The sequence below is a fragment of the Sphingomonas rhizophila genome (assembly GCF_014396585.1).
In the GTDB taxonomy this organism is placed as follows: Bacteria; Pseudomonadota; Alphaproteobacteria; order Sphingomonadales; family Sphingomonadaceae; genus Sphingomicrobium; species Sphingomicrobium rhizophilum.
This window is the reverse complement of sequence record NZ_CP060717.1, coordinates 1776006-1796546: the sequence shown is the minus strand read 5'-3', so window position 1 is coordinate 1796546 and position 20541 is coordinate 1776006. Positions and strand designations below refer to the sequence as shown.

Genomic DNA, 20541 nt, shown 5'->3' with positions numbered 1-20541 from the left:
GACGTTCGTCTCCTTTGCCGCTTAGAATGCATCAGCGGCGAATAGTCTCCAGCGCGTCCATCATCCGCTGCGCAAGGTCATGGAAGGCATCGGCCGCCGGGCCGTCACCGGCGGCAGGCGGTGTCCCGGCGTCGGAAGATTCGCGCAGGCTGGCCGACAGCGGCAACCGTCCCAGGAATGGCACGTTCAGTCGCCCAGCGCTCGCCTCGGCGCCGCCGGATCCGAACGGATCGCTGACTTCGCCGCAATGCGGACAGGTGTAGCCTGCCATATTCTCGACAATGCCGAGCACGGGGACGCTGGTCTTGCGGAACAGGTCGATGGCCCGAGCCGCATCGATCAGCGCCAGGTCCTGCGGCGTCGACACGATCAGGGCGCCGTCGGGACGCGCTTTCTGGATGAGCGACAGCTGCACGTCCCCGGTGCCGGGCGGCAGATCGACCAGAATGACCTCGGCATCGCCCCAGTCGGCCTCGATCAACTTGGTCAGCGCGCCCGCCGCCATCGGTCCGCGCCACGCCAAGGCCTGGCCGGCCGAGACGAGCTGGCCGACCGACAGAAGGCGAACGCCGAACGGCGTCTCGACCGGGAACAGCTTCTCCTTCTCCGCCTGCGGCTTGCCATGGGCGTTAAGCAGCGTCGGCTGCGACGGCCCGTAGATATCCGCATCGATCAATCCGACGCGCTTGCCGGCGCGCGCCAAGGCAACCGCGAGATTAGCCGTCAGTGTCGATTTGCCGACCCCGCCCTTGCCCGACCCGACGGCGATGATCCGCCGTTGCGGCTTCGACGCGGTCATCGCAATTCGCACCTCGCCGATCCCGGCGGCGTTCAATGCGCCACGCAGCCGCTCCTCCACCGCAGCGCGGCCCGCGGCATCGAGGCCAGTAGCTTCGACCACGAGTGTTGCGACGCCATTGACGAGGCGGCGGGATCGGATCCGGGGGGCGTCGGCATGCCCGTCGAGCAGGGCCAGCGGGTCGGGGATTTCCGTCATGCCGGCGCGCTTAATCGCCTTTTCGACCGGCGGCACTGTTTTTCGCCAAAACCGACCCTATTATGGGGTTCATGACGATTTTTACGGGGTGGGCAGCGCGTGGCCGCGCCCTATTCAGCGACAACAAGGGTCCGTGGGGTTCCAGCAGTGGAACCGGCGGCGGATCATCCGGCAATGGCGGCGGTGACGAACCGCCCGAGAACAAGGGTCCTTGGGGCGATCAGCCGAGGAAGCGCCGCGGCACACCGGCATCGTCCAGTCCCGTTACATCGCTCGACGATTTCCTGAAGCGCAGCCGCGGCCGGTTCGGCGGAAGTGGCGGCGGTGGGGGAAGCGGTAGCGGCCTGCCGATCCGGCCCGACCGCTCGCTCGTCGGCTGGGCCGTACTCGGCGTCGTCGCCATGTGGCTGCTGTTTACGACCTTCCATTCGATCGCCGCCGCCGAACGCGGTGTCGTCACGCGCCTTGGCCGTTACAGCCATACGCTAGGTCCCGGCGTCGGGTTCACCTTGCCGTCGCCGATCGACCGCGTGACCAAGATCGACGTCGACGAGAACCGAGAAATCCCGCTCGGTTCCGCGTCCGAAGAGACGCTGATGCTGACCGGCGACCAGAACATCATCGACATCGCCTACATCGTCCGCTGGAAAATCCGCGATCCTGAGCAGTATCTGTTCGAGCTGGTCGAGCCGGGCGAAACCATCAAGCAAGTCGCGGAAAGCTCGATGCGCGCGGTCATCGCCAACGTCACCCTTCAGGGCGCGATCGGCAACCAGCGCGGCGAAATCGAGTCCCGCGTAGCCGAGGAAATGCAGCAGACGCTCGACAGCTACAAGGCTGGCGTCACCATCCAGGGCGTCTCGATCCGCCAGGCCGATCCGCCGGCCGCGGTCAACGACGCCTTCAAGGAAGTGACGGCGGCGCAGCAGGACGCGCAAAGCTATATCAACAACGCCAACGCCTATGCGCTGCAGCTCCGCCAAAAGGCGCAGGGTGACGCGACCGCGTTCGACAAGGTCTACGAGCAGTACAAGCTCGCGCCGCAGGTGACCAAGCGCCGCATGTACTATGAAACGATGGAGCAGGTGTTGCGAAAGGTCGACAAGACGATCGTCGAGGCACCCGGTGTCAACAGCTATCTGCCGCTCAACGACAAGCGGACGCCTGCGCCGGTGCGGGAGCCGGGCCAATGATCGCGCTGGTCCGCCGCCACCCGATGCTGGCCGGGTTCGTGGGTCTGCTTTTGCTGGTCACCCTGCTGTCGACCTTCGCCATCGTCCCCGAGACCCGTCAGGGCATCGTCGTTCGCTTCGGCAAGCCGGTCCGGATCGTCAACCGCTACGCCCCGGGCGAGCAGTTCGGCGATGACGGCGCCGGCCTGACCTGGCGAATCCCGTTCGCGGAAAACTTCGTCTGGATCGACAAGCGGGTCCGCGACGTCGACATGGAAAAGCAGCAGGTGCTGTCGACCGACCAGCGCCGGCTGGAGGTCGACGCCTTCGCCCGCTATCGCGTTGTCGACCCGCTGCGCATGTACATCGCCGCGCGGTCGGTCGACCGGGTCGAGAGCGCGCTTCGGCCGATCCTCGGCTCGCAGCTTCGCAACGAACTCGGCAAGCGCCCGTTCGCGTCGCTCCTCAGCCCCGAGCGCGAGGGCGTGATGGGCAACATCCGCGAAGGCCTCAATCGCGTCGCGCGCCAATATGGCGTCGAGATCGTCGATGTCCGCATCAAGAAGGCCGACCTTCCAACCGGAACGCCGCTGCAATCGGCCTACAACCGAATGATCACCGCTCGTCAGCAGGAGGCGCGCTCGATCCGCGCCGAAGGCAACAAGAGCGCCCAGATCATCCGGGCCGAGGCCGACGCCGAAGCTGCCCGGGTCTATGCCGAAGCGTTCGGCAAGGATCCGGAATTCTACAACTTCTACCGCGCGATGCAGTCGTACCAGACCACGTTCCTCGGCGATGACGGCTCACCGGCAAGCCCGACGACCGTCATCCTTTCGCCGAATAACCAATATTTGAAGGAATTTTCCGGGCGGTAGCGCGTTGATGATGTTCAATTCGCGTTCATGCCTTCGGCCTAGCGTCGGTGCCTGAACGAACCGCTACAGCCAACAAGGACTTTAGAATGGGCTTTTCGAAGGAGTTTCGACCCGTGCGCTACGCCTATGGAGTTGCAGCCGCCTTGCTGCTGGGGGGTACCGCTTTCTCTGTCGCGACCGGCCAGGTGGGCGGTGGACAGATTGCGCAGAACGCACCGGCGCAGATCGCGCCCCGTGCCGGTGCGCCGCTCAGCTTCGCCGACCTTGCCGCACGGCTGCAGCCGGCCGTGGTTAACATCTCGACCAAGCAGCGCGTTGCTGTTCGTCGACAATCCGACCCGTTCGAAGAATTCTTCCGCCGCTTCGGCGGGGGAGCTCCGCAGGGTCAGCAGCAGCAAGGCGGTCAGGCCCCGACGCGTGAAACGGGGTCGCTCGGTTCGGGCTTCATCATTTCCCCGGACGGCTACGTCGTTACCAATAACCACCTGATCCAGGGCGCGAACGGCACCGGGACGGTCGACAGCGTCACGGTCATCCTGACCGACCGCAAGGAATATCCGGCGCGGATCGTCGGCCGCGACAGCGCTTCGGACCTTGCTCTCCTGAAGATCGAGGGGACCAACCTGCCGTACGTCAACTGGGGCGACAGTACCCGCGCCCGGGTCGGCGACTGGGTCGTCGCCATCGGCAATCCCTATGGCCTTGGCGGCACGGTCACGGCCGGGATCATTTCCGCGCTCCATCGCGGAATTACCGGCGTCGGCGCGTACGACCGCTACATCCAGACCGACGCCAGCATCAACATGGGCAACTCCGGCGGTCCGATGTTCGACATGTCGGGCAACGTCATCGGCGTAAATTCGGCGCTGATCTCGCCGACCGGTGCCAGCGTCGGCATCGGCCTCGCCATTCCCGCGGAAGCGGCCAAGCCGGTCATCGACGCGCTTCGTCGCGGACAGGCGCCGCAGCGCGGCTATCTCGGCGTCGGCCTCCAGCCGCTCGACGAGAATATCGCCGCCAGCTTGTCGTTGCCCAAGGACACCGGCGAAATCGTCCGCTCGGTTGTCCCGGGCGAGGCCGCCGCGCGCAGCGGCATCCAGCAGGGCGACGTCATCGTCCGCGTTGGCGGGCAGGACGTCACCCCGGACCAGACGGTGAGCTACCTCATCGCCAACTCGACGGTCGGATCGAAGGTGCCGGTGGATATCATCCGTGATGGCCGTCGCCGCACGCTGGCGGTTACGGTCGGCCAGCGCCCGAGCGAGGAGGTGCTCGCCCGCCAGGCCGGTAGCGGCGGCGAAGGCGGACAGATGAACGAGGAACGGCCGGTTGCTCCGGGAACCGCGCTCGGCCTGTCGCTGCAGGCGCTCAACCCCGACATCGCCCGCGCCATCAACGTGCCGGCAACGGTGCGCGGCGTGGTCGTCACCGCGGTCGACGCGTCGAGCGACGCGGCCGAAAAGGGCATCCGCCGCGGCGATGTCATCCTGTCGGTCAATCGGCAGCCAGTGACGACACCCGCCGCCGTGCTCGCCCAGGTCGAGGCCGCGCGCCGCGCGAACCGCACCAGCGTCCTGCTGTTGCTGAAGCGCGGAGCATCGCCGGAAGCCTTCGTCGGAGTTGATATCTCCAACCGCTAGTCGCGGCTTGCCCCTGCATCCTCCTTCGGCCAAGGTTCGTTGAAACCTTCGGAAACCGAAGGAGGAGAGGGGAACAGATGGCGACCAACCCGACGACGGGCATCTTCATCGGTGCGGGTGCCGGCGGCACCAATCCGCAGCAGCTAGAGCTCAAGCGTGCCAACCGCCATGGGCTGATCGCCGGGGCGACGGGCACCGGCAAGACGGTGACCCTGCAAGGTATCGTCGAGAGCCTCAGCAAGGTCGGCGTCCCGACCTTCGTCGCCGACGTGAAGGGCGACTTGTCGGGCCTCGCCATGCCCGGTGACCCCAATGCCAAGACCGGCGAAATCTTCCGCCAGCGCGCGGCCGAAATCGGCCTTGCCGACTATACGCTCGAGGCCTGCCCGGTGCAGTTCTGGGACCTGTTCGGCGAGCAGGGACACCCTATCCGCACCACCGTCAGCGAGATGGGCCCGCTGCTGCTCGCCAGGTTGATGAATCTCAACGAGGTGCAGGAAGGCGTTTTGACCATCGCCTTCACCGTCGCCGACAAGGACGGCCTGCTGCTGCTCGACCTCGACGACCTCCAGTCGCTGCTGGTCCATTGCGGAGAGAAGGCCGACGAGCTGACGCTCGAGTACGGCAACGTGTCGAAGCCTTCGGTGGGCGCGATCCAGCGTTCGCTGCTCCAGCTTCGGGCGCAGGGCGGCGACCATTTCTTCGGCGAACCCGCCCTCGACCTCGACGATTTCATCGCGCTCGACGACAGCGGGCGGGGCATCGTCAACATCCTCGCCGCCGACAAGCTGATGTCCTCGCCGCGGCTCTACGCCACCTTCCTGCTGTGGCTGCTCAGCGAACTGTTCGAGATGCTTCCGGAAATCGGCGATCCGGACAAGCCGAAGCTCGCCTTCTTCTTCGACGAGGCCCACCTGTTGTTCGACGATGCGCCGCCGGCGCTGATGGAAAAGGTCGAACAGGTCGTGCGCCTGATCCGCTCCAAGGGTGTCGGCGTCTATTTTATCACGCAGAACCCGATCGACATTCCCGACAAGATTGCGGCGCAGCTCAACAATCGGGTCCAGCACAAGCTCAACGCCTTCACCCCGCGTGACCAGGCGGCAGTCAAGGCGGCGGCGGACACCTTCCGGTCCAACCCCGACATCGACGTCGCCAGCGCGATCACCGAACTCAAGATCGGCGAGGCGCTGGTGTCGTTGCTGCAGCCCGACGGTTCGCCGTCTCCGGTTCAGCGCACGCTGATCCGGCCGCCGTCGTCGAGGGTCGGTCCGCTGTCCGCCCAGGAGCGGCAGGTCATCGTCACGACCGACGCCGTCGGCGACAGGTACGACCAACTGGTCGATCGCGATTCCGCCGAGGAGATCCTTCAGGCCAAGGCGGGTGAGGCCGCCGCCGCCGCCGCTGCAGCCGCCGCCGAAACCGCCGCCGCCAAGCAGGCGGCGGAGGACGCCAAGACGCAGGCCCAGGCTGCCAAGGCCGAGGCCCAGGCCAAGGCCGCAGCGCTTCGCCAGCAGGCGGCCGAGGAACGGCTCGCCGCCCAGCGCCAGCGCGAGGCGGACCGCGTCGCAGCCCGCGAGGCGCGCGAGGCCGCCAAGCCGACCATGACCGACAAAATCCTCCAGTCCGCGGTGCGCTCGGCATCGAGCTCGGTCGGGCGCCAGCTCGGCAACCAGTTGCTTCGCGGCATCCTCGGCGGACTTTTCCGTGGGCGCTGAGATGGTCTGCGAGGCCATCCGGGAATTGGAGGAGCGCTGGCGTGTCGCGCTGATCGAGAAGGATCAGGAGACGCTCCGCCAGGTCATCCATCCGAAATTCAAGCTGGTCGGCATCCGCTCGACGGGCGCGGTCGCCGTCGATTTCGAACAGTGGCTGGTGGCGCTCGACCGGATGGACGTCGCCAACCTCGAGGTGGAGGTGACCGATTGCGTTGCGCTCCAACATACGCTGGTCGCGACGGTCGTCGCGAAGTGGAAGGTCCGCTACCTTGGCCAGCTGATCGATGAACGCGTGCTGCTGACCGACGTATGGGTGAACGAGGACGGCCGTTGGATGGTCGTCCGGCGGCATAGCTCGCCGATCCCCTCCAACGTGTCCATCGACGGCTGAGACCGAACCTACTTCCCAATCTACCCGAAAGGAGTCATCCTTCCGTCATCGAGTAGGTTCCAGGGAGAAGTGGAATGCTGTTCGCGATGATGGCGCTGGTGATGGGCGCCAACCCGGCGACGATCAACAAGCCCCGGCAAGATTTTGCCGCCTGCATCCGCGCGTTCGAGACCAAGAGCCGTGAGGGGCAGATGAGTGCCGCGGACTACGAGAGCGGCGTCAAGGCGGCCTGTTCGACCGAAGCCGCGGCCCTGACCAAGGCGCTTATCGCCTACGACATGGCCATGGGCGGAAAGCGCGCCAACGCCGTCGCCAATGCCGCCAGCGACGTCGACGATTACCGCATTACGTCGGTCGAACGCTATCGGGGATCGGCACCGCCGCCCCAGTAGGGGCGCTGCCATTGCTGAATGCGGACACCCTGCCTAGGGTGACCGCATGAAGCCGCTCGACTGGACGAGTATCGCTCAGGCGGAACAGCCCGCGACACTGGCGCTGCGCCGATCGATCCACGCCGATCCTGAACTTGGCCTCCATTGCCGGCGCACCACCGCGAAGCTGAAGGCCGCGCTCGCCGACTTGCCGCTCGACATTCGCGACAGCCAGCGAAGTTCGGGCTTCATCGCCCGGCTCGACGGCGCCAGGCCCGGGCGGACGGTGCTGCTGCGCGGCGACATGGACGCGCTTCCGATCCATGAGGAAACCGGCCTCGACTTTGCCTCGAGGAACACTGGCCACATGCACGCCTGCGGCCACGACACCCACTCTGCGATGCTGGCCGGCGCGGCCCGGATCCTCGCCGCGCGGCGCGAGGCGTTCGACGGCACCATCCTCTTCATGTTCCAGCCGGGGGAGGAGGGACAGCGCGGCGCCCATGTGATGATCGAGGAAGGGCTGCTCGACGACCCGACGCCGGAAGCCGCCTTCGCAATGCACATTTTCCCGAACGTACCGGGCGGCCTCGTTGCCTGTCGACCCGGCGCGCTTATGGCATCGACGGACGTCCTTCGTGCCACCATCCGTGGCAAGGGCGGGCACGCCGCCATGCCGCACGATGTCATCGACCCCGTGCCCATCGCCTGCGAGGCGGTGCTTGCCCTGCAGAGCCACGTTGCCCGCCGCGTATCGGTCGGCGATCCGATCGTGCTGTCGATCACGCGCATCGCGGGCGGTGAGACCCACAATGTCATCCCAGCCGAAGTCGAGTTGCTCGGCACGCTGCGCACCCAAAGCCCGGCCCAGCGCGAAGCCAGCCGCGCCGCGTTCAAGCGGATCGTCAACGGCATCGCGGAAACCCATGGCGCGACCGCGGACGTGTCGATCGGCGAAGGATATCCGGCGACGATCAACGACCAGCGCGCCGCCGACATGGTCGAACAGATCGCGACCGACCTGTTCGGGGCATCAGGGTATCATGCCATCCCCAATGCGGTGATGACCGGTGAGGACTTCGCCTTCGTGTTGGAAAAAGTGCCCGGCGCCATGGCCATCCTCGGGTCGCCCCGGCCGACGGCAATCCGTTCGACCGGCCGCCGATCCACAGCGCGCGGATGATGGTCAACGAGGACTCACTGGCACGCGGGGTGGCTATGCACTGTGCCTTCGCCACCCGCTTTCTGGAACGCGGTTTTGATTAAGCCTTCACCTGCCGCCGCTTCTGTGGTTGGCTAGGCGAAACGAAAAATCTTCAGGGGAGAAGTTGATGGCCACGTCCGCAACCCCGGCGCCCGGCGCCGGCGTGAGGGAGCTTACGATCCGGGGTGTCATCCTCGGCGCCGTCCTCACGCTATTGTTCACCGCGGCCAACGTCTATCTCGGCCTCAAGATCGGGATCACCTTCGCCACATCGATTCCGGCTGCGGTCATCTCGATGGCGGTGCTGAAGGCGTTCCACGATGCCACCATCCAGGAAAACAATATCGTCCAGACAATCGCGTCGTCGGCCGGCACGCTGAGCGCGATCATCTTCGTGCTGCCTGGCCTGATCATGGTCGGGTGGTGGACCGGCTTCCCCTATTGGCTGAGCGTCGCGGTGATCGCCATCGGCGGTATCCTCGGCGTCATGTATTCGGTGCCGCTGCGCCGGGCGCTCGTGACCGGGTCGGACCTGCCTTATCCCGAAGGCGTCGCCGCGGCCGAAGTGCTGAAGGTCGGCGCGGGCGTCGGCGGCGTGGAGGAGAACCGGAAGGGGCTTCGCGCGATCATCGCCAGCTCGCTGATCTCTGCCGCTTTCTTCATGATCGCCAAGACCCGTATCTTCGCCGAAGCCGCCGAAAAGACGTTCCGCGTCGGCGCCGGGGCGACCACCGCGTCGGCCAGCCTGTCGATGGCGCTGATTGGCGTCGGACACCTGGTCGGCATGGCCGTCGGTATCGCGATGATCGTCGGCCTGCTGATCGCCCGCGCCTGGCTGCTGCCATGGCTCACCGCGCAGACCGGCATCCCGGCCGGAGCGGAGGTTGACGCGATCGTCGCCGACGTGTTCCGCAACAAGGTTCGCTTCATCGGCGCCGGCACCATCGGTGTCGCCGCCATCTGGACGCTGCTCAAGATCATCGGCCCGATCATCAACGGCATCCGCGCCGCGATCGTCGCCAATCGTGCGCGCGGCGCGGGCGAGACGCTGGCCCTCACCGAACGCGACCTGCCGATCACCATCGTTGGCGGCACCATCGTGCTTGCAATGATCCCGATCGCCTTCCTGCTCGCCGCCTTCGCGCAAAGCGGACCGATCGCCGCGGCAGAAGGAACGACGCTTACCCTGTCGATCCTCTACATCCTCGGCGCGGGCATCATCATCGCCTCGGTGTGCGGCTACATGGCCGGCCTGATCGGCGCGTCGAACAGCCCGATTTCGGGAGTCGGCATCCTCTCCGTGCTCGGCATCTCGCTGATCCTCGCCGCCCTGTTTGGCAGCGGCGACGGCAGCGCCGATTCGACCAAGGCGCTGGTTGCCTTTGCGTTGTTCGTGACGGCGATCATCTTCGGCATCGCCACCATCTCCAACGACAACCTGCAGGACCTCAAGACCGGCCAGCTGGTCGGTGCGACGCCGTGGCGGCAGCAGGTGGCTCTGATCCTCGGCGTCATCTTCGGCGCGCTGGTCATCCCGCCCATCCTCGACCTGCTCAACAGCGCGTTCGGGTTCCAGGGCGCCCCCGGCGCCGGCGAGAATGCGCTGGCGGCACCGCAGGCGGCGCTGATCTCGGCGATCGCGCAGGGCGTGCTCGGCGGCAACCTCGACTGGAACCTGATCGGGCTAGGCGCGATCATCGGCGTGGTCGTCGTCATCGTCGACGAGGTGCTGCGCCGCGGCAGCGCGGGCCGCTATTCGCTTCCGGCGCTAGCGGTCGGCATGGGCATTTACCTGCCGATGGACCTGACCCTGCTGATCCCGATCGGCGCGTTGCTCGGCTACCTTTACAACCGCTGGTCAGAGCGCCAGTCGAACCCGGCCTTCTCGGAACGGCTCGGCACGCTGATGGCGACCGGCCTCATCGTCGGCGAAAGCCTGATGGGCGTGCTCTACGCCGGCATCGTCGCCGGCGCCGAGCGTGCGGGCGTCGAGGACAGTGGCGAGGTGCTGGCGGTCGTCCACGACTTCCCCTTGGCGACCCCGCTTGGCATCGTCGCCTTCGCGGCGGCGATCACCTTCCTCTATACCAAGACCCGGAAGGACGCCGCCGCCGCCGCCTAGCGGACAACCGGGGCCACGAAAAAGGGCGCTCCGGCCAGGCCGGGGCGCCCTTCTTTTTGGGTGCGGGTTCGTCTCACTTCTTGCGGGCGGCGAGCCATGCCTTGGTTTCGGCCATCAGGCGCGGTTCGGTCGCCAACCGGACCTTGATGACATTGATGGTCTGGTCGATCGGCTTGCGGTCCGACGCCGCGATATTGGCCGCGGCATAGCGGTTCAGCTTGTCGATCGTCGCCTGCTTCTTGCTGGCGGCCGCGAGCCTGGCGATGAACCGCGACTGCGACGTGGAATCGACCAGTTGCGAAACGCGGGCCCAATTGGCGATGACATAATCCAGCGTCATTTCCGGATGCCGGCCCGCGACCGCGGTGATGATGCCGGCGCTGACGGTCTTGCCCGGCTCGTCGGTCAGCGCGAGGTCGAGCGCGCGCTTGGCGAGCGCCTTGTCCTTCGCCGCCCCAAGGCGCGAATAGAGGTTCTGCCGCTCGACGGAACTGCGCGCCGTCTTGGCCATTGCGCGGATCTGGTCCCACGTCCTGGCATCGGCGTCCCGAGCAATCTGGCTCAACCAGGCACTCTTCAGCGATCCCGGCACGGCTGACGGGTTGGTCTGCATCAGGCCGAACATGCGCCTGGCTTCCGCAGCGACCTTGGGATCGCCGACGTTGCCGAGTACGCCGATCAGCTGCGGCCGCAGCGTGGCGATCGTCGGCGCCTCGCTCTTGTCCGGGACGAACCCGATCTGGTCTAGCACCGGAGAATAGCGAGCACGGAGGATGTCGGCGATCCGGGACTGCGTCTTCGCGTCGCCGTCGAACAGCGTGTAGAGCCCGCCCAGGGTCGACAATCCGTCGCCAAGCACTTCGGGGTGCGCGTTGGCGGGGATGGCATCGACCAGGTCCAGCGCAACGCCCATGTTTTGGTAACCGGCGTAAGACAGCGTGCCCTGGTCTTCGATCAAGGAATGCTGGTTCAACGGGCTGAGCGTCGCGAACCGGGCGCGCAGCGCTTCGATATCGGCGGGACGGTAGAGCGTCCGGAAATAGCCGGCGCCGCCGTCGTTGACGATGACCGGACCGCAGCCCGGCACGGTCATCGCGGCGGTGCGGCCGCTGGTGACGATCGCCGCCGACTGGCCGCCCACCACGGTTGCGCGGACAGGAATGTGCCACGACAGCGGCTGGTAGCTGCCCGGCTTGCGATCGAGCGAGAATTCGTCCTGCGCCAGCTGCAACATCGTCTGGCCGCCATTGCAGGTGGCGTTTTCGACGCGGATCAGCGGCACTCCCGGCTGCAGCGTATAATCGCGGGCGATCTGCACCAGGCCGGTCGCGCCCGCCTGCTCGACTGCGCGCCACAGGTCGTCGGTGCGCGTGTTCCGGTACTTGTGCTGCTGCATGTAGGCCTGGATGCCGCGCTGCCAGACGTCCTCGCCGGCGAAGGCTTCCAGCATGGTGATGACCGACTGGCCCTTGGAATAGGTGATGCCGTCGAAGGCCTGGTTGGCCTGCTCCACCGTGCGGACGGTCTGGACGATCGGGTGGGTGGTGACCAGCGCGTCCTGGCTCATCGCTGCCTCGCGCGAACCGATGGTGGCGAACTCGGCGCCCCAGTCCGGGTGGAAATGCTTGGTCGCCTTGGTCGCCATCCAGCTGGCGAAGCCTTCGTTCAGCCACAGGTCGTCCCACCACGCCATGGTGACGAGGTCGCCGAACCACTGGTGCGCCATTTCGTGCGCCTCGACCCCGAAGATCGCCTGGCGCTCACCCTCGGTCGTGACCGCCGGATCGTCGAGCAGGATGCGCTCGAATGTAAAGATCGCGCCCCAATTTTCCATCGCGCCGAAGAATTGCGACTGGCCAGGACCCGCGACGTTATCGAGCTTCGGCAGCGGGTAGGGGACGCCGAAATAGTCGTTGAAATAGGGCAGCAGTTGGGCCTCCGCATCCAGCGCGGTCTGCGCCTTGGCTTCGTTGCCCTTGCTCATGACGATGCCGACCTCGGTATTGCCGGCCATCTTGGTGATCCGCCCGAACTCGCCCGCGGCGAAGAACAGCAGGTAGGTCGACATCTGCGGGCTGGTCGCGAAGGTAACCCGCTCGCGGCCGTCGGCCAGCTTTTCGGTCGACCTGGCAGGCATGTTGCTGACCGCCATTTGGCCCGCCGGGACGGTCGCGGTCAGGTCCCACGTCGCCTTGTAATCGGGCTCGTCGAAGCTGGGCACGAAGCGGCGCGCGTCGGCCGGCTCGAACTGGGTGAAGATGGCGCGCTTGTCTGCGCCGGCGACGTCCTTGTAGTCGAGTGCGAACAGGCCATTGGCCTGCTCGTTGATTTTGCCGGTATATCCCACTTGCAGGGAATATTTGCCCGGCTGCAACGGTTGAGCAAACCCAAGCGTCACCGTCTGGGCCTTGGCGTCGGCGCGGATCGTCGCCGGCTGGTTGCCGTCCGAACCGCTGATCGAAGCACTGCCAACAGCGAGGTCAGCGGCATTCAGGGTCACGGAGTTGGTCGGCTGGATGACCTCCATGTCGATGCGGACGTCGCCGGCGAACGTCATCGCCGCAGCGTTCGGAGTGACCGACAGGGCGTAATGACGCGGCACCGCGACGCGCGGCAGCTGCGTCGGGACCGTGGTGTCGACGGTGTCGACGGGGACGGCGGCCACGGCTTCCGGTGCCGGCCCTCCATTGATGGCCAGCGGAGTGCCCGCAGTCGTGCAGCCGCCAATGGCGAGGGCGAGAGTCGCGGTGGCGGCGAACAGCGCCGGACGGACGGGAAGACGCATCGTCAACATGCCTTTCTCAGTCGATTAAGAAACGAAATCAGCCGCGGCCGCGGTAAGGAGCGACGCCCTGCTCGGGAACCCAGAGTCCCTCGGGCGGAGCGGCGGTTTGCCAGAAGACGTCGATGGGGATCCCGCCGCGCGGATACCAGTAGCCGCCGATGCGCAGCCATCGCGGCGTCATTTCGTCGGCCAGCCGCTGGCCGATGCCGACGGTGACGTCCTCATGGAAGCCGCAGTGATTGCGGAAGCTGCCAAGGAAGAGCTTGAGCGACTTGGACTCGACGATCTTCTCGCCGGGAGCATAGTCGATGACGAGGTGCGCGAAGTCGGGCTGGCCGGTCACCGGACACAGCGAGGTGAATTCCGGCGCGGCGAAGCGGACGAGGTAGAGCGAACCGCCGCGCGGGTTGGGGACATAGTCCAGGGTCGCTTCGTCGGGCGATGCGGGAAGGCTGCTCGATTGCCCCAGGTGCAGCGGAGTCGTATCCATCGGCGCGCTCCCTAGCACTGGCCATGGGGTGCGACTATCCTTGCTCGACCAACGGGGCAGCGCGACATGAACGAACTGGTTTCGACCGAATGGCTGGACGTCCAGCGGCGGCAGGCCGACATCGCGATCCTGGATGCGACCATGTTCCTGCCCGGCACCGGCCGCGATCCGATCGCCGAATATCGCGCCAGCCATATTCCCGGCGCCCAGTTCTTCGACATCAGCGACGTTTCCGACCACCGCGATCCCGCGCCGCACATGCTGCCGACTCCCGACCAGTTCGGGCAGGCGATGGAAGCGCTCGGCGTTGGCCGCGACCAGCGCATCGTCGTCTACGACAACTCACCGCTTCATAGCGCGACCCGCGCCTGGTTCATGCTTCGCCATTTCGGCGCGCCGCAGGTGGCGGTGCTCGACGGCGGGCTCGGCAAGTGGGTCGCGGAGGGGCGCGAGGTCAGGTCGGGGCGCGAGGAGCCGCGGCGCAACGCCCGCTTCGACGCCGACGAGGTCCGCGGCGAAATCGTCACCAAGCAGATGATCATCAACGGCGCAGGACGGCCGATCCTCGACGCGCGGGGCGGGATCGCTTCGACGGGAGCGCGCCCGACCCGCGTCCGAACGTCACCCCGGGACACATCCCGGGATCGCGCAACCTGCCGCTCGGCGAACTCTATCGCACTGACGGGACGCTCAAGTCGAACGAGGAACTTGCGACCGCCTTCGCCGCCGCCGGAGTCGATCCGGAAGCGCCGTTCATCGCCACGTGCGGGTCAGGCGTGACGGCGACCAGCCTGATCCTGGCCGCGCGCAGGCTTGGCGGGCGCGATGCGGCGCTTTACGATGGCAGCTGGTCGGAATGGGGTGCCGACCCGGCAACCCCGAAGCAGGTCGGACGGGGCTAAGCCTCAGAGGCTGAACAGGACGTCGATGTCGTCGAGCCCGGCCTCGATGTCCTTCAACAGGCGCGCGGTCGCCTTCGGGTTCGCTTCGAATCCCCGGTCGTGCTGGGCGGCGATCGCCTCCAGGCCAGCAGCGGCACCCTGGGCGGCGCGGGCCGAGCGAGCTTCGAAGCAGCGGCGCGCGGCCGGGCTCGCGGACGGCCAGCGCACCGCAAGGCGCGCCTCGCTGTCCCGATCGCTCGGCATTTCACCGGCGACCTGCTCGACACAGGCCAGCGCGTGACGGATGCTGGCGAGGCGTGCGACGGCGTCGGCGTACGGGCCGGGGACGGCGGTCGCGCTCTCGGGCGATTCGGGGATGAAATGGATCATGGCACCACGGGCGTAGGCCCGCGGCGGTAAAAAAACGGTGAATCAAGCCTTACGGTTTACGCGGCGTTAGCGGATTCCACGTCGCGCAGGATCCAGCCGCGCTGGGGAATCGTCTCGATGAACTCCGCCCCGCCGCTGGCCGAGCGCAGCTTCTTGCGCAGCTTTGAGATGAAGACGTCGATGATCTTGGGCTGTGGCTGGTCGTCGGCGCGGCGATAGAGGTGCTTCAGCAGCATCGAACGCGTGACGACATTGTTGCGGGCGAAGGCCAGCAGTTCGAGAACGCGGTATTCCATCTCGGTGATGCCGATCGGATGACCGTCGATGCGGATCAGGCGCTGTACCGCGTCGACCGACAGGCGGCCGCCGCACAGCGATTCGGGAAGGGTCGAGCCGCTCGCCTTCAGGCTGGCGAGCAGGCGCGAGGCCGCTTCCTCATTCTCCTCGGCCGACAGCTGGACCGGCGATCCGATCAGCGCCTGCTGCACCTCGGCAAGGGCGGCGTGCGCGTCCTCGACGAGACGTGTTCCCTCCTCGAACCGGCGGCGGGACCGGTCGAGCATCGATTCAATTTCCACCAACCGTGCGGAAAGAGTGTCGGACATCGGTTCGTCCCCCCGTTGGGCTTATTGCGGCGTTTGTGCCGACGCGTCCTGGCCGTCGCCCTGCGGCGCGGCGATAATGGCCTGCGTCGTGGCCCCCTTGTCAACAATGCGTGTTTCGTTGTCGCCGGCGATGCTCCGCGCGCCAAGCGCGGCGCGGTCGCGTCCGGCGCTGTCCAGCATCGACGATTCGATCGCGCTGCGCGGGGCCGGGCCGCCGAACAGCGCTTCGATCGCCTGGCTCTGCGCGCCTTCGGGCGACAGGGTGACGGTGCCGGCGACGGGCGGGGTCAGCGAATAATCGGGCGGGATCACCAGCGGCGCATTGCGCGCCACCGCGAACTCGTCGAGCGACTTGCGCTTGCCGAGGCCGCAGCCCGACAGCGTCACGGCGCTGGCGGCGAGGGTGAGGATGATGACCTTACGCATGTTCTGGTGACTCCGATTTCGCCTTTCGCGACGCGAAGAAGGCGCGGATAAGCAAGATGACGACACCGATGCTAATCGCTGCGTCGGCGACATTAAAGACATAAAAGGGACGCCAGTCCCGAGGTGCAGGTCGAGGAAGTCGACGACATAGCCGAAGCGCACCCGGTCGACGATGTTGCCGAGCGCCCCGCCCAGCACCATCGCCAGCGCCAACTGGTCGCCGCGCGCCTCTTCCTTGCGAATCCACCATGCTACCCCGGCAGCGATCGCGGCGGTGCCGGCGACGAGCAGCCACCGGTGCGTGTCGTTCTGCGCCTGGGCGATGCCAAGGCTGATCCCCTCGTTATGGACCCGCGTGAAATCGAGAATCGGCATCAGCAGGATCTGTTGCCCTTCGCGGACAAGCCCAAGCGGCCCCGTCACGATCCATTTGGTCAGTTGATCGACCAGGAAGATGACGAGCGCGAAGCCATAGGCGGTGGTGCGGTTAGCCATTCACGACACTTTCGCAGCGGTTACAGAGGTCGCCGTCCTCGACGACTTCCGGCAGCAGGCGCCAGCAGCGCCCGCATTTGTGGTTGTCCGACTTGGTCACCGCGATCGTATCGCCCGGCGTGACATTCGACACGATGAACAGTTCGGCCAGCAGGTCGGCGCCCCCCTCGGCCGGGCTGGTGACGACCGCCTCGAGGCTGGAGCCGACGACCTTGTCGCGGCGCAGCGGCTCGATCGCCTCGGTCACCGCGACGCGAGCTTCGCGCAGCTTCGACCAGCGCGCTTCCAGCGCTTCGTCGCGCCAGTTGCCGATTTCCGGCCAGTCGCTGAAGTGGACGCTGCGCTCGTCGGGGTAGCGCGTGCCCCACACTTCCTCGCTGGTGAACACCAGCACCGGCGCGGCCCAGCGGATCAGCGACTGGAACAGGATGTCGAGCACCGTCCGATAGCCGCGCCGCTTGGGGTCGGCGGCGGCGTCGCAATAGAGGCTGTCCTTGCGGATATCGAAGAAGAAGGCGCTGAGGTCCTCGTTGCAGAAGTCGGTCAGCGTCCGGACGTAGGCGTTGAAATCATAGTCCTGCACCGACCGGCGCATGACCTCGTCCATCGCCGCGAGGCGGGAGAGCATGTAGCGCTCCAGCTCCGCCATCTCGTCGACTGGCAGCCGCTCCTCATCGCTAAACCCGTCGAGCGCGCCGAGCAGGTAGCGGAAGGTGTTGCGCAGCTTCCGATACTGGTCGGCGACGCCGCTCAGGATTTCCTTGCCGATGCGGTGGTCCTCGGTGAAGTCCACCGACAGCGCCCACAGCCGCAGGATGTCAGCGCCATAATCGCGCATCAGGTCGAGCGGGTTGATGGTGTTGCCCAGCGACTTGGACATCTTCATGCCCTTGGCGTCCATCGTGAAGCCGTGGGTCAGGACGGCGCGATAGGGCGCGTGGCCGCGGGTGCCGCAACTTTCCAGCAGTGACGACTGGAACCAGCCGCGATGCTGGTCGCTGCCTTCGAGGTACAGGTCGGCCGGGCGCGGGTCGCTGTCTTCGCGCAGCAGTTCCGGCCAGGTGCCGCTCTCCAGCACGAAGGCGTGGGTGCAGCCGCTGTCGAACCACACGTCGAGAATGTCGGTGACCCGCTCATAATCGGCGAGGTTGTAGTCGTTGCCGAGATATTCCTGCGCCCGCTCATCCGACCAGGCGTCGACGCCGCCTTCCATGATCGCGGCGACGATGCGCTGGTTGACGTGGACGTCGACCAGCGGCTTGCCGCTCTTGCGGTCGACGAACAGCGCGATCGGCACGCCCCAGGCGCGCTGGCGGCTGATTACCCAGTCGGGGCGGCCCTCGACCATCGACCCGATGCGGTTACGGCCCTTTTCAGGAACGAAGCGGGTCGACCCGATGGCGCGCATCGCCGCCTCGCGGAGGGTCGGCGCGGCATCGTCGCGCTCCTCGGCCGGATTGACCGCGCCGCCTTCGCCTTCCCAGCGGCGCTCGGCGCGGGTCTTGGGCGACAAATGCGTCAGCGGATGGTCCATGCCGATGAACCATTGCGGCGTGCAGCGGTAGATGACCTTGGCCTTTGACCGCCAGCTGTGCGGGTAGCTGTGCTGGTAATCGGCAGACGCCGCCAGCAGCGCCCCGGCCTCGCGCAGGTCGCTGCAGATCGGGCCGTCGGGCGCGTTGAACTTGGGATTGATGACGGACCCTTGCCCGCCGAGCCACGCCCAATCCTCACGATATTTGCCGTCGCCCTCGACCGCGAAGACCGGATCGATGCCGTTCCCCTTGCACAGATCGAAATCGTCTTCGCCATGGTCGGGTGCCATGTGGACCAGGCCGGTGCCGCTGTCGGTGGTGACGAAGTCGCCGGGCAGGAACGGACGCGGCTTGGCGAAGAACCCGCCGAGCTTGTGCATAGGATGGCGAGCGATGGTCCCGGCGAGGTCGGAGCCGACGTAAGACAAGCTGCTCACGTGAGAAATCGTGGCGTAAAGATCATTCGTGTCCGGAGTGTCCGGATTATGTCGAAAGCCAAGGCCAGTTCGCGCACGAAAATCGTCGACCAAATCGAAAGCGATTAGATAATCTCGATCGTCGTCTGCCTTGAAGAGGTAATAGGTCACGGACCTGCCAAAAGCGATCGCCTGGTTGACCGGGATCGTCCACGGGGTGGTCGTCCAGATCACCGCATGGGCGCCGACCAGCTCCGGAATCGGACTCTCGACGATCTCGAACGCCACGTCGATCTGGGTCGAGGTGATGTCCTCATATTCGATCTCGGCCTCGGCGAGCGCGGTCTTTTCGACCGGGCTCCACATCACCGGCTTGGCGCCGCGATAGAGCTGGCCGGTTTCCGCGAACTTCATCAGCTCGGCGACAATCGTGCCTTCCGCCTTGAAGTTCATGGTGAGGTAGGGCTTGGCCCAGTCGCCGCCGATGCCCAGCCGCTTCAACTGCTCGCGCTGCGTATCGACCCAATGCTGGGCATAGGCGCGGCATTCGGCGCGGAACTCCGCGATCGGCACCTCGTCCTTGTTCAGCTTCTTCTTGCGATATTGCTCCTCGACCTTCCACTCGATCGGCAGGCCGTGGCAGTCCCAGCCGGGAACGTAAGGCGCGTCCTTGCCGAGCAGCGTCTGGGTGCGGACGACCATGTCCTTCAGGATATGGTTCAGCGCATGGCCGATGTGCATGTCGCCGTTGGCGTAGGGCGGGCCGTCGTGGAGGATGAACTTCTCGCGGCCGTCGCGGGCAGCGCGAAGCTGCGCATATTGGTCTGCGTCCTGCCATTTGGCGAGGATCGTCGGCTCCTTCTGCGGCAAGCCGGCCTTCATCGGGAAGTCCGTCTTCGGCAGGAAGACGGTGTCTCTATAATCGCGTTTTTCGGACATTGCGCGCGCCTTAGGCGAGGGGGTCGGCGGCGGCAAGCAGCCCGCGCGCCTGCGCCGCGTCGGCGTCCATCTGCGCCTTCAACGCCTCCATCGAATCGAACCGCGCTTCGGGGCGCAGGTAGGCATGAAGCGAAACCTCGATCGTCTGGCCGTAAAGGTCGCCGTCGAAGTCGAACAACACCGCCTCCAGCAGTTCCTTGGGCGGATCGAACATCGGCCGGACGCCAAGGCTGGCGACGCCGCGGTGCTCGCTGCCGTCGTCGAGGCGGACGGTGACGGCGTAGATGCCGTATTTCGGGCGAAGGTAGGGGCCCATCGCGACGTTGGCGGTCGGCCAGCCAAGTGCACGGCCGCGCTTGTCGCCATGCTCGACCTCGCCCTCGATCGCGAACGGGCGGGTGAGGAGCCGCGTCGCGGTGCCGGGATCGCCGGCATGGAGCGCCTCGCGGACACGGCTCGACGAGACCGGTTCGCCGTCCAGCGTCACCGGCTCGACCGCCTCGGCGACGATCCCGCACTCCGCGCCTAGCGTGCGCAGCACCTCGGGATTGCCGCCGCGTCCCTTGCCGAAAGTGAAGTCCTCGCCGGTGACGACCCCGCTGGCGCCAATCTGGCGACCGAGCAGGTCGCGGACGAAATCCTCCGCGGTCGTGTTTGCCAGCGCGTCGCCGAAATCGAACACCAGCATGGCGTCGGCGCCGGCCTGCGCGAACATCCGCTCGCGCTGGTCTAGAGTGCTGAGGCGGAACGGTGGGCTGTCGGGCCGGAAGTGACGGACGGGGTGGGGGTCGAAGGTGGCGACAATCACCGGCTTGCGTTCGTGCGCACCACGCTGCACGGCACGGCCGACCACCGCCTGGTGGCCGAGGTGGAATCCGTCGAAATTGCCGAGGGCGACGATGGCATCGCGAAACTCGGTCGGCACGGGCTGGTCGAGGGTCAGGCGCTTCATCGTCTTGGCGCCTTCGATGAACGGCAAAGCGGCGCAAGTCCAGACGCTTGACTCTGTGGGTGCGAATCCATATCTGGCCGGCATCCCGTTTCACCGGTTACCGGCGGCGCATCCGTGCGCGCGCCGTTTTTCCGTTA

17 protein-coding genes and 1 pseudogene are annotated in these 20541 nt (G+C 66.4%); 10 read left to right on the top strand and 8 right to left on the bottom strand.

Going from position 1 to position 20541, the window contains the following annotated elements:
* Positions 1 to 31: 31 nt before the first annotated feature.
* Entirely contained in the window at positions 32 to 997 is a 966-nt protein-coding gene (locus H9L12_RS09245; RefSeq protein ID WP_187543239.1) for an Mrp/NBP35 family ATP-binding protein, read from the bottom strand.
* Positions 998 to 1068: 71 nt separating this feature from the next.
* Here H9L12_RS09245 and hflK point away from each other — a divergent pair, with 71 nt between their 5' ends.
* From hflK to H9L12_RS09205, 8 genes are all read left to right on the top strand, one after another.
* The gene (gene hflK, locus H9L12_RS09240) at positions 1069 to 2190 is read left to right on the top strand and encodes an FtsH protease activity modulator HflK (RefSeq protein ID WP_246450325.1); all 1122 of its coding nucleotides are present in this window, start codon (positions 1069 to 1071) and stop codon (positions 2188 to 2190) included.
* Positions 2187 to 3044, top strand: coding sequence for a protease modulator HflC (hflC, locus tag H9L12_RS09235; RefSeq protein ID WP_187541495.1), 858 nt, complete (start codon positions 2187 to 2189; stop codon positions 3042 to 3044). Before hflK ends, hflC begins: the two co-directional genes overlap by 4 nt.
* Before the next feature lie 86 nt (positions 3045 to 3130).
* Positions 3131 to 4684: a Do family serine endopeptidase gene (locus H9L12_RS09230; protein ID WP_246450322.1), complete on the top strand. Its 1554-nt coding sequence runs from the start codon at positions 3131 to 3133 to the stop codon at positions 4682 to 4684.
* Between the two features lie 77 nt (positions 4685 to 4761).
* A complete protein-coding gene (locus H9L12_RS09225; RefSeq protein ID WP_187541494.1) occupies positions 4762 to 6402 on the top strand; it encodes a helicase HerA-like domain-containing protein in 1641 nt (546 codons plus the stop codon).
* The gene (locus H9L12_RS09220; protein ID WP_187541493.1) at positions 6392 to 6793 is read left to right on the top strand and encodes a nuclear transport factor 2 family protein; all 402 of its coding nucleotides are present in this window, start codon (positions 6392 to 6394) and stop codon (positions 6791 to 6793) included. Before H9L12_RS09225 ends, H9L12_RS09220 begins: the two co-directional genes overlap by 11 nt.
* A gap of 74 nt (positions 6794 to 6867) precedes the next feature.
* Positions 6868 to 7185: a hypothetical protein gene (locus tag H9L12_RS09215; protein WP_187541492.1), complete on the top strand. Its 318-nt coding sequence runs from the start codon at positions 6868 to 6870 to the stop codon at positions 7183 to 7185.
* Positions 7186 to 7231: 46 nt separating this feature from the next.
* The gene (locus H9L12_RS09210; RefSeq protein ID WP_246450320.1) at positions 7232 to 8347 is read left to right on the top strand and encodes a M20 metallopeptidase family protein; all 1116 of its coding nucleotides are present in this window, start codon (positions 7232 to 7234) and stop codon (positions 8345 to 8347) included.
* Between the two features lie 148 nt (positions 8348 to 8495).
* Positions 8496 to 10490 carry an OPT family oligopeptide transporter gene (locus H9L12_RS09205; RefSeq protein WP_187541491.1) on the top strand — a complete coding sequence of 665 codons (1995 nt, stop codon included), beginning with the start codon at positions 8496 to 8498 and terminating at the stop codon, positions 10488 to 10490.
* A 73-nt stretch (positions 10491 to 10563) separates the two neighbouring features.
* Here the strand turns inward: H9L12_RS09205 and H9L12_RS09200 are convergent, their stop codons facing one another.
* Both H9L12_RS09200 and queF read right to left on the bottom strand, forming a co-directional pair.
* Entirely contained in the window at positions 10564 to 13275 is a 2712-nt protein-coding gene (locus H9L12_RS09200; RefSeq protein WP_187541490.1) for a M1 family metallopeptidase, read from the bottom strand.
* Between the two features lie 37 nt (positions 13276 to 13312).
* The gene (gene queF, locus H9L12_RS09195) at positions 13313 to 13765 is read right to left on the bottom strand and encodes a preQ(1) synthase (RefSeq protein ID WP_187541489.1); all 453 of its coding nucleotides are present in this window, start codon (positions 13763 to 13765) and stop codon (positions 13313 to 13315) included.
* 66 nt (positions 13766 to 13831) lie between these two features.
* Here queF and H9L12_RS13650 point away from each other — a divergent pair.
* Both H9L12_RS13650 and H9L12_RS13645 read left to right on the top strand, forming a co-directional pair.
* Positions 13832 to 14146: pseudogene (locus H9L12_RS13650) on the top strand (rhodanese-like domain-containing protein); the annotation flags it as partial.
* Between the two features lie 50 nt (positions 14147 to 14196).
* Positions 14197 to 14667 carry a rhodanese-like domain-containing protein gene (locus H9L12_RS13645; RefSeq protein WP_246450718.1) on the top strand — a complete coding sequence of 157 codons (471 nt, stop codon included), beginning with the start codon at positions 14197 to 14199 and terminating at the stop codon, positions 14665 to 14667.
* Between the two features lie 3 nt (positions 14668 to 14670).
* Here H9L12_RS13645 and H9L12_RS09185 read toward each other — a convergent pair whose 3' ends face one another.
* The 5 genes from H9L12_RS09185 to H9L12_RS09160 are packed head-to-tail and all read right to left on the bottom strand — an operon-like array spanning position 14671 to position 20404.
* Positions 14671 to 15036, bottom strand: coding sequence for a hypothetical protein (locus tag H9L12_RS09185; RefSeq protein ID WP_187541488.1), 366 nt, complete (start codon positions 15034 to 15036; stop codon positions 14671 to 14673).
* 56 nt (positions 15037 to 15092) lie between these two features.
* Complete coding sequence (locus H9L12_RS09180) at positions 15093 to 15641, bottom strand: winged helix-turn-helix domain-containing protein (protein WP_187541487.1); 549 nt, start codon at positions 15639 to 15641, stop codon at positions 15093 to 15095.
* Between the two features lie 21 nt (positions 15642 to 15662).
* Positions 15663 to 16562: a DUF3035 domain-containing protein gene (locus tag H9L12_RS14475; protein WP_425506773.1), complete on the bottom strand. Its 900-nt coding sequence runs from the start codon at positions 16560 to 16562 to the stop codon at positions 15663 to 15665.
* Positions 16555 to 19452 carry an isoleucine--tRNA ligase gene (gene ileS, locus H9L12_RS09165; protein WP_187541485.1) on the bottom strand — a complete coding sequence of 966 codons (2898 nt, stop codon included), beginning with the start codon at positions 19450 to 19452 and terminating at the stop codon, positions 16555 to 16557. Before ileS ends, H9L12_RS14475 begins: the two co-directional genes overlap by 8 nt.
* A gap of 10 nt (positions 19453 to 19462) precedes the next feature.
* Complete coding sequence (locus H9L12_RS09160) at positions 19463 to 20404, bottom strand: bifunctional riboflavin kinase/FAD synthetase (RefSeq protein WP_187541484.1); 942 nt, start codon at positions 20402 to 20404, stop codon at positions 19463 to 19465.
* Between the last annotated feature and the right edge of the window lie 137 nt (positions 20405 to 20541).

Bases quoted from the DNA above. Each gene is read 5' to 3' on its own strand.
- H9L12_RS09245 (WP_187543239.1), bottom strand. From the start codon at position 997: ATGACGGAAATCCCCGACCCGCTGGCCCTGCTCGACGGGCATGCCGAC.
- hflK (WP_246450325.1), top strand. From the start codon at position 1,069: ATGACGATTTTTACGGGGTGGGCAGCGCGTGGCCGCGCCCTATTCAGC.
- hflC (WP_187541495.1), top strand. From the start codon at position 2,187: ATGATCGCGCTGGTCCGCCGCCACCCGATGCTGGCCGGGTTCGTGGGT.
- H9L12_RS09230 (WP_246450322.1), top strand. From the start codon at position 3,131: ATGGGCTTTTCGAAGGAGTTTCGACCCGTGCGCTACGCCTATGGAGTT.
- H9L12_RS09225 (WP_187541494.1), top strand. From the start codon at position 4,762: ATGGCGACCAACCCGACGACGGGCATCTTCATCGGTGCGGGTGCCGGC.
- H9L12_RS09215 (WP_187541492.1), top strand. From the start codon at position 6,868: ATGCTGTTCGCGATGATGGCGCTGGTGATGGGCGCCAACCCGGCGACG.
- H9L12_RS09210 (WP_246450320.1), top strand. From the start codon at position 7,232: ATGAAGCCGCTCGACTGGACGAGTATCGCTCAGGCGGAACAGCCCGCG.
- H9L12_RS09205 (WP_187541491.1), top strand. From the start codon at position 8,496: ATGGCCACGTCCGCAACCCCGGCGCCCGGCGCCGGCGTGAGGGAGCTT.
- H9L12_RS09200 (WP_187541490.1), bottom strand. From the start codon at position 13,275: ATGCGTCTTCCCGTCCGTCCGGCGCTGTTCGCCGCCACCGCGACTCTC.
- queF (WP_187541489.1), bottom strand. From the start codon at position 13,765: ATGGATACGACTCCGCTGCACCTGGGGCAATCGAGCAGCCTTCCCGCA.
- H9L12_RS09185 (WP_187541488.1), bottom strand. From the start codon at position 15,036: ATGATCCATTTCATCCCCGAATCGCCCGAGAGCGCGACCGCCGTCCCC.
- H9L12_RS09180 (WP_187541487.1), bottom strand. From the start codon at position 15,641: ATGTCCGACACTCTTTCCGCACGGTTGGTGGAAATTGAATCGATGCTC.
- H9L12_RS14475 (WP_425506773.1), bottom strand. From the start codon at position 16,562: ATGGCTAACCGCACCACCGCCTATGGCTTCGCGCTCGTCATCTTCCTG.
- ileS (WP_187541485.1), bottom strand. From the start codon at position 19,452: ATGTCCGAAAAACGCGATTATAGAGACACCGTCTTCCTGCCGAAGACG.
- H9L12_RS09160 (WP_187541484.1), bottom strand. From the start codon at position 20,404: ATGAAGCGCCTGACCCTCGACCAGCCCGTGCCGACCGAGTTTCGCGAT.